The sequence below is a fragment of the Fibrobacterota bacterium genome (assembly GCA_019509785.1).
Taxonomy (GTDB): Bacteria; Fibrobacterota; Fibrobacteria; order UBA11236; family UBA11236; genus Chersky-265.
The window spans coordinates 1-12,932 of sequence record JAEKLQ010000091.1 but is presented as its reverse complement, the minus strand read 5'-3'; the positions used below and the strand labels follow the sequence as shown (position 1 = coordinate 12,932).

The window sequence follows — 12,932 nt, the reverse complement described above, 5'->3', positions numbered from 1 at the left end:
CGCCCAGGGCGTTGTAGATAAACGCGAAGAAGAGATTCTGGCGGATATTGGCCACGGTGGCCTGGCTGAGGCGGCGGGCCCGCACGATACCGGACAAATCGCCCTTGACCAAGGTTACGCCCGCGCTTTGCATCGCCACGTCCGTGCCCGTGCCCATGGCGATGCCCACTTCCGCCTGGGCCAGAGCGGGCGCGTCATTGATGCCATCCCCCGCCATCGCCACCCGCTTGCCCTCAGCCTGCAACCGCTTGACCGCGGCGGCTTTCTGATCGGGCAGGACGTCGGCGATCACCTCGTCCAGTCCCAACTTGCGCGCCACCGCATCGGCCGTGGTCCGGTTATCTCCGGTCAACATCACGATCCGTAAGCCGTCCCGCTTGAGCGCAGCGATGGCGCCCGCCGCCGAGGACTTGATGGGATCCGCGACCGCCAAGAGGGCTGCCGCGCGGCCATCCACGGCTACGAATAAAACCGTCTGGCCTTCCTTGCGTCTCGCTTCCGCTTTATCGGCCAAGATTCCCGGATCCGAACCCAATTCGCGCAGCATGGGAAGATTGCCCAAGGCCACCGCATGGCCGTCCACGCTCCCGCGTACCCCCTTGCCGGTCACCGATTGGAATTCATGGACCCTGGGGATAACTATGCCTTTCTCTTCCGCGAAATGGACGACCGCCTCGGCGAGCGGATGTTCGCTCCCCTGTTCCAAGCCTGCGGCCAGACGTAACACCTCGGTTTCCTCCCATCCGGGCAAGGTTTCCATCCCCGCGAAACGCGGCTTGCCTTCGGTAAGCGTTCCCGTCTTATCTACGATCAGCACCTGGACCTGACGCAGGATTTCGATGGCCTCGGCGTTCTTGAACAGCACTCCGGAGGTGGCGCCCTTGCCGGTCGCGACCATGATGGACATGGGAGTGGCCAGCCCCAGGGCGCATGGGCAAGCGATGATGAGCACGGAGACGGCGTTGATGAGGGCATAGGCCAAGGCAGGCTGCGGACCCAGCCAGGCCCATAGGATAAAGGTGAGAATGGAAGTCGCCACCACGATGGGCACGAAATAACCGGAAACCCGATCGGCCAACTTCTGGATGGGCGCCCGGCTCCTCTGCGCTTCGGAAACCATCTGGACGATTTGCGAGAGCAAGGTATCCGCGCCGACCTTTTCCGCGCGCATGATCAAGGATCCCCGGCCATTCACGGTCGCCCCGATGACCGGATCTCCGGCCTTTTTTTCCACCGGCATCGGCTCACCGGTCACCATGGACTCGTCCACCGCGCTCGAACCCTCGGACACTTTTCCGTCCACGGGCACTTTCTCGCCGGGTCGCACGCGAAGGAGATCGCCCGCTTGCACATTGGCCAGGGGGATTTCCTCTTCCACGCCATCCTCGCGCACGCGGCGGGCGGTCTTGGGCGCGAGCCCCAGCAAGGCCTTGATCGCCGCGCCCGTTTGGCTGCGGGCGCGGAGTTCCAGGACTTGGCCCAGTAGCACCAGGGTTACGATGACGGCGGCGGCCTCGAAATACACGCCCACCTGGCCATGCGCATCTCGAAAGGATACCGGGAAGATCCCGGGCGCGAGGGTGGCCACGACACTGTAGAGATAGGCCACGCCTACCCCGAGGCCTATCAAGGTGAACATGTTGAGGCTACGATGGACCAGGGAAGCCCAAAACCGTTGGAAGAACGGCCAAGCTCCCCATAGGACCACGGGGGTTGCCAGCGCCAATTCCAATGCGCGCTGCCACTCGGGGCGAAGCACCGCTTCCAGATGGAAAGCCGAAACCATATGGATCATGACCAGAACCAGCAGGGGCGTGGTCAAAACCGTACTGACCCAAAAACGGCGCTGCATGTCCTCGAATTCGGGATTAGCCGTTTCTTCCCCCGCGGCCGCGGGAGACTGGGGTTCCAGGGACATACCGCATTTCGGGCAATTCCCGGGTCCAGCCTGTCTTACCTCCGGATGCATGGGACAGGTGTAAATTGTACTTGGCCTCTGGCTTCCGCCCTTATCCGAATCCATAAGAGGCAAATCCAGTACGGGTTGACGAGGGATGAATTTTTCGGGAGCTACTGTAAACTTGTCATGGCAATGCCGGGAGCAGAAATGCCAGGTCTTCCCGCCATATTCGGCCTGTGCCGCAACCTTCCCGGGTTGTACGGTCATGCCGCAAACGGGATCCTTTTCCGTTTTGGCCGTTGCCGGGTGCGTCTCCATTTTCATCTCCACCAAGAGTTAATGGTCTCAAAACTAGATTCCGCGGGCGTCGACCGCCCCGCAACCCTACAGACGGTAGAGGAGAGCAAAACTTACACCGGTTTCGGACCCTGCGATTTCGGATGGACGCACGTGCAATCAAGGCAGCCATGCCGCGTGCAGATGCCGCAGGTTTTCTCCAAGCTCGAACGCAGGGAATTCCGGGCACGATGCAGCCGAACCGAAAGGTTGTTGTAGGAAATACCCAGTCCACTGGCGACAGACGCGGGATCCTCGCCCCCAAGGTCAATCCTTCGGATCAGGTCGGCATATTCGCCCTTCAAGGAAGGCAGCAGCCCCTCAAAACAGCCGCAAAGTTGATTCCGATCCTCCGCTGATTCGGGATGCAATCCGCTCTGCTCGGCTTCCAGCCTCAGCGCATCCATCTTCCGCTGTTCCGAGGCTCGTTTACGGTAATGATCCGTTAGCTGATTCCGCAGGATGCGGTAAAACCAGGCCAAGGAATTTTCCTTCTCATCCCAATCCTTGCCGTGCCGAACGGCATTGAGAATGGCTTGTTGCAAAAGGTCTTCCGCAATGACATCGCTTTGAACGTGACGACGCAGAAAATTCAGGAAACGAAGATGATTCTCCGTGAAGAGCCGCACCGCCTCCGGGCTTAACGCTTGATTGCCCTCGCCCAAAGCGCCGGCGATTCCGTCCTCGGTATCCATCGGTTTATAATAGCAACAGCCTTCGCCCCCTGACGGGATAGGCCAACCGGGCGAAGAAATACGTGAACGTCGTTTCGCCGAATCCCGGCCGCTATTTGGCCGAAGGACGGGAGTACTTCGGAAAAGTCGCCGTCCGTTTCTGACCTGGGAGCGGTGCCGGCTATTTCATGGCCATCCCGGAAAACACTTCTCCCACTTTCGCCAACAATTCCGCAACTGAGAAGGGCTTTTGCAAGAAGACGCACCTGTGCTTCGTATCCAGCGAGATCAAGGGATCATCAGGATAACCGGACATGAATACGATGGGAGTATCAGGCAAGCCGGCGAGGATATGCCGCGCCAAGGCCAGGCCTCCCATTTTCGGCATTACGAGATCCGTAACAACGGCATCGATGCCGGTCGCGTGGCCTCTGAAAATCGCCAACCCTTCCTCGCCATTCCCGGCTTCCAGGATTTGGTACCCGTTCGCCAGTAGGACTTCGGAAGCGAGCTTTCTGACGGCAACCTCGTCTTCCACCAACAGGATGGTTTTCTTCCGGGCGTTCCCCATTCCCGCCGGGACGATTGGCCCTTTCGCCCAAAGCTCGGATTCGCGCGCAGGCGGGAGATGCGCTTCCGTGGACACCGGCAGATGGATCACGAATTCCGTACCGCTCCCGGGCACGCTCGTCACCGAAATGGTCCCTCCGCTCTGCTGGACTATTCCATAACCGGTGGAAAGCCCCAAGCCGACCGATCCGGTCGATTTGGGCTTGGTGGAAAAGAAAGGATCGAATGCATGGGCCGTGGTTTCCGCGTCCATCCCTTTCCCGTTATCCTTGAAAATCAAGGTGATATAGGCTGACCTCTCGGCCTCCCCCTTTTCTCCGGTAGGCCCTGGCGAGATTTGGCCTACGTTGGCGATGCTTGCGGCGCTTAAGGCGATCGCGGAACTCCTCGCGGTCGCCGCGCCCGCGGTATCCGCCTGTCTGGCTGCCGCCTCGGTGGCTATGGCGCTCTGGGTGCTTATGGTAACGAGACCGCCCTCCGGCATCGCCTCCTTCGCGTTCAAAGCGAGGTTCATCAGCAGCTGTTCGATCTGGGACTTGTCCAACAGGGCGGTTTCCAGGCCGGGATCGGATTCGATACGTAGAGCCACCCGTTCCCCGAGTGTCAATCGCAAACGGCCCTGCACCCGGAAGAGTATTTCATTGATGTTCGTAGGCTCCGGCGTGATCATCTGCCTGCGGCTGAAGGCCAGGAGGTCCCGGGTAAGGCTGGCGGCCCGCCGCGCCGATTCCAGGATCTCCAGAAGCCAACCCTGGTGCGGGCTGTCTTCGGAAATGGATGCGGCCAGCAATTCGCCATATCCGATGATGGACGTCAGCATATTGTTATAGTCGTGGGCCACCCCGCCCGCCAACCTGCCGATGGATTCCATCCGGTCGGCATCTTCCGCCCGTTTGCGATCGGTCGCATCCCGGACAACCTTGACATACCGAGGTTCCCCGTTCGATTCCTGCAAAGGGACTACCGCCCCGGACGCCCAAAAGCGCGACTTGTCCTTGCGCTCGTGCCATCTCTCATCTTCGGCTTTGCCTTCGGCTTGGGCCGTCGACAACTCCCTTTCGGGAATGCCGGCCTGAACGTCTTCGGGAGTGAAGATGGTAGCGAAAGATTGCCCTATGGCCTCGGAATCCTTGTATCCGAACACGCGTTCCGATCCCGTATTCCAACTCCGGATTACGCCTTTGGCGTCAATCAGGAAAATGGCATGGTCTTTCAGGTTCCCCAGGATGAAATCCATTTCCCGGGCCGATTCGGAAAGGGCATCCGACATGGAAGTCTTCTGGTTCATACGGACCTTTCATTCGGCAAAAGGAGGCATTACCGTGGAGAGCGAAAGGGCGTTGGAACCAACGCCCCGCCGCGAATCAAGGGTTGTATTCCTTGAGCGCTTCCTTGTTGAGCACTTGCAGTTCGGTCCGGCGATTCATTTTCCGGCCTTCGGCGGTCTTGTTGTCGGCCTTGGGCTGCGATTCCCCATAGCCCTTCGCGCTCAGCATTCCCCTCAATTCCGGAGCGACCTGCACCATGTATGCAGCCACGGATTCGGCGCGGCCTTGGCTCAGGGTGAGATTGCGGGCATCGCTTCCGACGTCATCGGTATGGCCCGAGACCTCGATTTGCAGCTTGGAATACTTGGTCAGCATCTTGGCGATGATATTCAAGTAGGGCTTGGAGTTGATGGAGATGTCCGTCTTGTTGGTCTCGAAGTAGACCGCGTCCATGAGGAGCAGGCCGGTAGATAGGAGCTGCTTTTCCGCGTCGGAACGCTTGGATTTCTCCAGCGCGAGATCCTTCTGGGACTGCGCCAGGGCGAGCGAATCCTGGCGGGCCTTATTGGCGCTCGCCGAAGAGTCGCTTTTCGCCTTGCGGGCCATGGCCAGGGAGTCGGCGCTGTTCTTGGCTGCGGCGGCGGTTGCCGAAGAATCGGATTGGGATTTCTGGCGCAAAGCCGCGAGGGAATCTTCCTTCGCTTCATTAACCAGGGATTTGTTCTGATTACGTAGTTCGGCCTTTTCCCGGGCTTCGCGTTGCGCCCTCGCCTTGGCTTCCGCGCGCGCACCCGCTTCGGTGTCCAGGGTAAAGGTCATGCCCGCGAAGAGGCGATAAGGTTCCAGGGCCCGGGTACCGGTCGCATCGTTGCGATCTCCCGAAAGCGCGATGTCGGCGCCGGCGCTGAGGTTGATGTCATACCCGGAACGGAACTGCACCGAGGGCGTTATCCACATGGGATCGGTGCCGAACTCGATGGCGTCGATCGGGGAACGGGCATGGAATTCGGCCCCCAGAACGGCCGCGAAGACATTAACTTGGGCGCCGGTGCTCAAGAGCAGTAGGTTGTCGGTGCCGGACTCGGTGGAGGTGACCACGCCTTCGTTGAAATGCCATTTGAAACCCGCGTCCTCGTTGCCGAAAACCAGGGTTTGGATGAGCTTACCCGTGAAATCGAGGCCGGTACGCGATTCGAAGTAGCTATACCCATCGGCGAAATTGGTATCGATGGGATTGTTCGTCAGACCTTGATCGAGGGTAAGCTGCGCGAACATGCGTACCGGCGCGGACTGGGAAAAGGGCAGCGTACCCTGCACGCCAACGCCCACCGTCCCCGGTCCGGATGCCTGCTGGCTATTGTAATTAGTGGAACCTATTCCCGTGATGAATGCGAAGGCATCCACTTGGCGGCTCAATCCGTACGCGATCGATCCGATGCCGGTGAAGAAATTGGCGCCCTTATTTGGCCCCTTCGCGAATTCCTTCTGCTGCTGATAGAAGGACCCGTTCAGTCCGAAAATGAGACGGCCCTGTCCCAAGGCTTCGGCGGAACCGGTCTGGGGCAGACCCCGCGTGCCGTAGAAGGTATTGGTGGGCGCCACCACCCGGATCTCGGTATTGGCGTCGATATGCTCGGTTACGGGCGGATCCACGTTGGTGGTGGGTTCGGCCATGGAATGGGTCGCCAGGGCCAGGACGGCGGAGGCGGCGATCGATTTGAGATTCAAGGTTTTGTTCTTAATAATTTCCTCGCGAAGTTTGAAACGTTCGGTAAGTGACAAAGTGAACTGCGTTCAATCGATAATCGGGGTTTGCGCGCGGCGCACCCTGCCGTTCAGGTCGACCAACCCATGGGCACGGAAGAGAGGGTTCGGGTAGGAGCGGTTCCGCCGGTCCGCATGACCTTTAAGGGACACGTTCGACGGATCCGGCCGGGTCACCGTGCTGGAGGCCAAGGTAACGGCGGCGATACTGGCCAAGGCGCGGCCATCGAGGGTGGCGCCTGTATTCAGGGAGATGGACTGATCAGCCATGATGGTCCCCTTGAAGACGGAAGTGGTGCCTAAGGTTGCCGAAGTGCCGACCTGCCAGAATATGTTGGCCGCTTGCGCTCCCCCGGACAAAATGACCTTGATGCCGTTGCCGACATTGAGGCCGGAAGCGATTTGGAAGATCCAGACATCTTCCGCGGTCCCGGACAGGGTGACGTCGGAGCCCGTGATGGAAAGGGCGCTGGTGAACTTATAGAGGCCGGGAATGAGGGTCAATCCTCCGATGTCGCCCGCGCCCGGGTCCAGGAACGGGCCCTCAGGAACCGGCGTCCGGCCCGCCGCGTCGTTATAGGCGATGGTCAAATCGCCCTTCGCCGTCGTCAAATCCGATGCTGCCGCCACCGAACCGGCGGGTCCCGTCTGGTCGACCGTATAAACGGTTCCGGTGATCTCATCCGCGCCGAAGCCGGTGATCATGCTTCCGGCGGAAGGGCTCAATGCCACGTCGCCGGTGATGGCGGAACCGGGAACGTTGGAAATCAATGAGCCCGCGAGTACGGCGAACTTCGCCGTTGATCCCAAGTTGACCTTTTCCAGCGGCATGGAATAGGTCGTCGCCGGAGCCACCGAAGCCAGGGCCATGGCCCCGCAAATAAGGCCGGCGGAGTATTTCAGGATTTTCTTTTGGAGCGGGATTTTTGTTTTCATGGCGTCCTATCTGTTGTGTCCAGAAGATACGCCTGGCAGGGAGCAACCGGAATAGTCCGAAGGTATGGAAAAGGGATTAATCCTTTAACATGCTACTACCGGAAACCGTGATCATCGCAGTAGTCGATTTCGGGGTAACGCCGGGCTCTCCGCTCCCAGCGCGCTGATCGGATCGGGAATGGAAATCGGGTGGAGTCGGAACGCGATGGAGGCCGTATTCACGGCTCGGAAAGGATGTCGGGGAAGCTAGGCGTGTTGTTCGTTGCGGGCGTGGTTGGCGATTTGCAAGCGGCTATGCAACGCCAATTTTTCCATGATATTATGCACGTGGCTTTTGACGGTAAAGGTAGCGATATTGAGCTCCTCCGCGATTTCCTTATTGCTCTTCGCGTCGACGATCAAGGCGATGACTTCCTTTTCGCGTTCCGTCATACGGATTGCCCCGTTGATGTTCCTTTTCCCCCTGCGGATCGCGTGTTCGGCGACCTGGGAGAAAAGGGAACCGGTCATCGAGGAAGGAAGCACGGTATCCCCGGAGGCGACCGCCCTTATCGTGTGGATCATCTCGGCAACGGTCGCGGTTTTAAGGATGAACCCCTCCGCCCCGGCCTGGACGAATTCCAGGATGTCCGACTGCGCGGGGGCCAAGCCCATACCGATGATTTTTATCTCCGGGAATTCCTTTTTCACAGCCTGCACCACGGCCAGGCTATTTTGGCTGTCTAGACCTAAGTCCATGAGGACGAGGTCCGGTTTCGCGGAGCGGGTTTTCGAAAGGGTATTGCCTCTGCCATCGGAAACCGCGGCGACTTCCACATCTTCCTGCCCGTTGATCAGGGCCGTGATGCCTTCGCGCAATATGCGGTTGTCTTCGATAAGCAAAATCCGGATTCCAGCCAAGAATTATTCCCCTTTACCCTTAGGTATTCTTTTCGTCGCCGCGTCCACATAGGTTTTGAGGATAAAGTCATGGCATTCGACCAGCTTCTTCCGATCCTTAGGATCGAGTCCGTCGCAAACGAGGTTGAAATAGCTGCGGATTTTGCGCTTGATTTCAATCGCCAAGTCTTCGCCTTGGGGGGTTAAGGTGACGTTGACGACGCGGTCGTCATCGACTTTCCTCGCCCGGTTGATGTAGCCTTGGGCGACGAGCTTTTTGGCCGTTTCGGTCAGGCTGGCCTGGGTTATCCCCAGCGCCTTCGCGATCTCGGACATGCGTTTCGGTCCGTCGGACTCCCCCAGTATGTTCAGTACCTTGATTTGGGAAGGCGTGAGATTCTCATGGATCAATTCCTCGGCATGGGTGATCTGCGACAAGGCGGCCATCATTCTCGGGAAAATCTCCGCGAGCCGCGCGGCATCCGACGCGCTTGAGCCCCTGGAGAGCGCGTTCACAGCCGAATTCTTCGGTAAGGAGGTTGCGTTCATCCTACTAGAGCCGAAATACCAGGGGACCGTTCTAAGATGCGGAAATATTTCATGTGACAAACATATCTATTATTTGATTGTTAGTCTACCTAAATATTTTAAAGCCTAATTTTTCCAAATTCATCCGAATTTGCGGCGGATGAAGCTCGATCTTACGCGATGGGCTTGGCGGGAGTCAGGAAAAGGAGGTCGGGGAACCGCCAACGCAGGGCAAGCCAAGGTCCCGGGCCAGGAGGGTGGCAGGGACGGCGCGTTCTTGGGGGAAGGGCCAGGCCTTACCTTGATCCGGTCCAGTCCGTCAATGAGGCGGCCAGGACCGCAGCCCCCGCCTTCCCTAGCGTCGAACCATGGATGGGGAAACAAAGGGCCAGCGTGCTCGCATCCAATCGCATCAGATAGGCGGAGCCGGACTCATCGGACTCGGCATCGTCGTGATCATAGTCGCGTACCGATCCGAAAAACACCTCGTAATCCGATTCGGAATGGTTCCACTGCGTAACGACGGATCTTTCGGCGGGGGTCAGGTTTCCTTGCTTGATCATCCAGGATGAAAATTTCACGCCGATGACGCCGGCAGGGCCGGACCGGAGCCAGCTGTGGAAAATGAAGCCTGGCTGGAAGCCCCACCGGGGAATATCCTCTTCCTTGAGCATGAAAACCCGCGGGACGATATCCAAAGTGACGACGACGTAATTCCTGACGGGCTGCTCGGCCATCCTGCCTCTTTTTGGTCTGGGGACTAGCCCAATCTAGCAATCCAGGCCGGGCATGGCGCCCGGCCTGAAGTCGACGACCTGTAGTTCCGTTTCCGGCCTAGTGGCCGGGATTGTCGTTCTGCTTTTGCGCGGCCTCGTCCTTGGCTTCCTTTTTCTCGCGCTTCAGATCGGATTTATCCTTATTCTGGTCCTTCTTGTCCTTCTTCAGATCCTTCTCATCCCGCTTGATATCGGCCTTGTCTTCCGCGATATCGCGCTTGTCGGCGCGTACTTCCCGGTTCTCCGCCGCCTCGGTATGCTTGTCCTTCGCCACGGCCACTTCGTTGCGGGTTACCTCGTGGTTGTCCGAGCCGTCCTTCTTCGATTTCGCCAGGCTGTCTTCCGCTGCTTCGCGCTTTTCATGGGCGGCTCCGGCATCCCGCTTGTCCCTTTTCAGCTTATGCTTATCGCCTTTCAACGCATGATCGGCATTATGGACATCTTTCCGGTCGTTCCGGACATCGGCGCTATCCTTCTTGACCTGGGCGGTTTCGCTGTTTACGCGGCTTTCGGCCATGGCGGAGTTCAATATGAGGCCGGTGGCCAAGGCCGTGAGGGCCATCGAGCGGATAATTTGCTTGTTCATCGGATTCCTTTCGAATCGGTACGCATGGAACTTAGGGATTGCGGAGCGATCCACAAGGACAATCGTTCCTTATACGCCCTGGGGAAAAGGATTAAGTCTATTTTCATCCCTACGGTGTATTCCTGGCCTTTCCCTGATGGCATATATTCCCTCCCCGAGAAGCAAATGCAGGAGTACAACATATGATCATGAATCAAGAACCAGTGGCCCGCAATAGCGTGTCCCCGAAGCCGGTAAAGCGCACGGAACGCCTGGAATTCGTTGAGGGAGGCGATCGTCTCTCCACCTACTTCAAGGAAATCAAAGCCATCAAGGGATTGACCCTGGCGGAAGAGCGGGCGCTGTCGGATCGCATCCGGACGGGCGATAACCTGGCCGTAAAGACGCTCGTCGAAGCCAATCTCAAGTTCGTCGTAGCCGTCTGCCGGAATTACCAAAACCAGGGTTTATCGATGGGTGATCTCATCAGCGAGGGAAACCTCGGCTTGATGCGGGCGGCCCGCCGCTATGATGGCTCCATGAATTTCAAGTTCATATCCTACGCCGTTTGGTGGATTCGCCAGGGAATCTTGACCGCCCTGGCCGAGCAAACCCGGGTCCTGAACGTTCCCACTGGCCGCGTGGAAGTCTTGCGAACGATCGGGAAGACGAACCGGAAACTGGCGCAGACCCTGGGACGACTACCGTCCTCCGTCGAAGTGGCCGAAGAGATGGGCGTCGCCGAAGCCGAAGTGGAGGCCTGCCTCTTCTTGGCCAATCCGTCTTTGTCCCTGAGCCGCCCGGTGGCGGGGGATGAGGAAGGCGGATACGAACACAGCCTTCCGGATTCGATTTCTCCCAAAACCGACGCCTCTTCCCGTTCTTGGATGGTGGCAAAGGCCATGCAAAGCATGCTCGGGGTTTTGACGGATCGGGAAAGCCTCACTCTCAAGATGTTTTACGGCATCGATCGCGAGGATAACTTGACCCTTACCGACATCGCCAGCCGATTCGGCGTAACGCGGGAGCGGGTTCGCCAAATCAAGGCGGACGGATTGCGGAAGCTACGTCATCCCGCCAGGGAGGAGAGGCTTAACGCCTTGCGGAATCCGCCAAGGTCCTTGACGGTTTGAAGGAATTCCTTTTCCAATCTTTAAGGAGGCCCCATACATGAATATCCATATCTCATTGCAACCCCTAATGGCCCTGATGGCGGGAGTCCTGATCCTGATCATCCCCAAGCTGCTTAACTATATCGTCGCGATCTACCTGATCGTGATTGGTCTGGTGGGCCTGTTCGGTCTTCACATCTAGCCGATCCGGCGCATAAACCGTCCCGAAATATAATGCGACACGTAGAGTATGATGTCGGAAGGTGAAATGTGTAACTGATTCTTGAATGATCCCTGGGCGGCTCCCGTCTCACGGGCTCGTGACCTCCCGTCTACCCTGATCCGGATGGCCCCGCCTTCGGGCCTGGCCTCTGCTTTAAAAGCCTCCGGGGGATGCCGGAGGCTTTTCATATCCAGGGTTCGATACGAATATATTTCTGAAGCGTGAGAATTCGGAATCAGGAAACCGGTCCCCGGAGCAGGGTGAATGAAAAGGTCGAACCCATTCCTTCCTGGCTTTTGACCGAGATTCCTCCCCCGTGGGCATCGGCTACCTCCTTGGCGATTGCGAGACCAAGTCCCGCCCCGCCTGGCTCACCCTCCCTGGATCCCCGGTAGAAGCGTTCAAAGATGCGGGACAGATCTCCGGGCGGGATTCCCGGCCCGGTATCGGCTACGTCGAAGCGGACGTGCCCGCCCTGCCTTTCAGCAGTAACGGACACGTTACCTCCGGCGGGGGTGTATTTCAATGCGTTGCTTAGCAGGTTGTCGAGGACGAGATGGGCCCGCGAGGCATCGGCGAGCACGGGAGGCAAATCCAAGGGGAAGCTCCGGTGCAAGCGCACTCCCTTTTCCTTGAAAGACTGCCTCGCGGCGTCGAGTGAATGATCGATCAGTTCCCCGGGCTCCATTGGTTTCAACTCCATCTCCATGCGCCCGGAGCGGATTCGGCCGATATCCAGGAGCGTTTCGATCATCCTGTGGAGATGTTCGGTATCCTCCCGGGCCGTGTGCAGGAGATCGGCCTGGCGGCCGTTCACGGGCCCTACCTTATCGTCTAGGAGCAGATGGACCGCCATCCGCACGGAGGTAAGGCGGGTCTTGAGTTCATGGGAAACCGTGGCCAGCAAATCGCTTTTGCTTTCGTCGAGACGGCGGAGCTCGGTGACATCCGCGAGGACGACGGTCACGCCATAGAGCCTACGGGTCTCATCCAGCATGGGGATGGCATGGGGCAGGAAAAAGCGTTCCTCGCCGTCCCGGAAAACCTGGATTGCCCCTTCGTAGGCCCGCGGTTTGAAGGGACGCAGCTCTTGCGCGGTCCTTTCAAAAAGAACCGTCAGCCATTTCAACCCGAGATCCTGCAGGCTTACGCCGGGCTTGATGCCGAAAAGCGCGGAAGCGGGATCGTTCGACATCTCTACGCCGCCCTCGGCGCCGAAAACCGCCACCGCATCGGAAAGGCTGTTGATGGCCATTTGCGTGGTCTTTTGGGTGAGGGCAAGCTTGGCCTGATCGGATCGCCGGAAATCCCGCAGCCGGGCGGCCATATCATTGAAGGCCTGCGCGAGGATGCCCAACTCGTCGCCGGAATGCACGGGCAGCCTAAGGTCGAGGTTTCCTC

Annotated in this window: 12 protein-coding genes; 2 read left to right on the top strand and 10 right to left on the bottom strand. The window is 58.6% G+C overall.

Annotated features, from left to right (window positions below; genetic code table 11):
• From cadA to JF616_22545, 9 genes are all read right to left on the bottom strand, one after another.
• Positions 1-2,224 (bottom strand): cadmium-translocating P-type ATPase (gene cadA, locus JF616_22585; GenBank protein MBW8890550.1); only part of this gene is annotated, 2,224 nt, incomplete at its 3' end.
• A gap of 86 nt (positions 2,225-2,310) precedes the next feature.
• Complete coding sequence (locus JF616_22580; GenBank protein ID MBW8890549.1) at positions 2,311-2,931, bottom strand: RNA polymerase sigma factor; 621 nt, start codon at positions 2,929-2,931, stop codon at positions 2,311-2,313.
• 160 nt (positions 2,932-3,091) lie between these two features.
• On the bottom strand, positions 3,092-4,768 hold the full coding sequence (locus JF616_22575) for a PAS domain S-box protein (GenBank protein MBW8890548.1): 1,677 nt from the start codon (positions 4,766-4,768) through the stop codon (positions 3,092-3,094).
• A gap of 76 nt (positions 4,769-4,844) precedes the next feature.
• Positions 4,845-5,705 carry an OmpA family protein gene (locus JF616_22570; GenBank protein ID MBW8890547.1) on the bottom strand — a complete coding sequence of 287 codons (861 nt, stop codon included), beginning with the start codon at positions 5,703-5,705 and terminating at the stop codon, positions 4,845-4,847.
• 837 nt (positions 5,706-6,542) lie between these two features.
• Entirely contained in the window at positions 6,543-7,448 is a 906-nt protein-coding gene (locus JF616_22565; GenBank protein ID MBW8890546.1) for a DUF3494 domain-containing protein, read from the bottom strand.
• Positions 7,449-7,694: 246 nt separating this feature from the next.
• Positions 7,695-8,330 (bottom strand): response regulator transcription factor, encoded by a 636-nt coding sequence (locus JF616_22560; GenBank protein ID MBW8890545.1) that lies wholly within the window; start codon positions 8,328-8,330, stop codon positions 7,695-7,697.
• A 21-nt stretch (positions 8,331-8,351) separates the two neighbouring features.
• Positions 8,352-8,777 (bottom strand): MarR family transcriptional regulator, encoded by a 426-nt coding sequence (locus JF616_22555; GenBank protein MBW8890544.1) that lies wholly within the window; start codon positions 8,775-8,777, stop codon positions 8,352-8,354.
• 374 nt (positions 8,778-9,151) lie between these two features.
• Positions 9,152-9,592, bottom strand: a complete 441-nt coding sequence (locus JF616_22550) for a hypothetical protein (protein MBW8890543.1) — start codon at positions 9,590-9,592, stop codon at positions 9,152-9,154.
• A 97-nt stretch (positions 9,593-9,689) separates the two neighbouring features.
• Positions 9,690-10,217, bottom strand: coding sequence for a hypothetical protein (locus tag JF616_22545; protein MBW8890542.1), 528 nt, complete (start codon positions 10,215-10,217; stop codon positions 9,690-9,692).
• 188 nt (positions 10,218-10,405) lie between these two features.
• On the opposite strand from JF616_22545, the gene JF616_22540 reads away from it, so the two are divergent.
• Both JF616_22540 and JF616_22535 read left to right on the top strand, forming a co-directional pair.
• The gene (locus JF616_22540) at positions 10,406-11,329 is read left to right on the top strand and encodes an RNA polymerase sigma factor RpoD/SigA (protein MBW8890541.1); all 924 of its coding nucleotides are present in this window, start codon (positions 10,406-10,408) and stop codon (positions 11,327-11,329) included.
• Between the two features lie 37 nt (positions 11,330-11,366).
• Positions 11,367-11,510, top strand: a complete 144-nt coding sequence (locus JF616_22535) for a DUF3096 domain-containing protein (protein ID MBW8890540.1) — start codon at positions 11,367-11,369, stop codon at positions 11,508-11,510.
• A gap of 256 nt (positions 11,511-11,766) precedes the next feature.
• Here the strand turns inward: JF616_22535 and JF616_22530 are convergent.
• Positions 11,767-12,932, bottom strand: a 1,166-nt coding sequence (locus tag JF616_22530; protein ID MBW8890539.1) for a HAMP domain-containing protein, incomplete at its 5' end; no start/stop codon positions are given.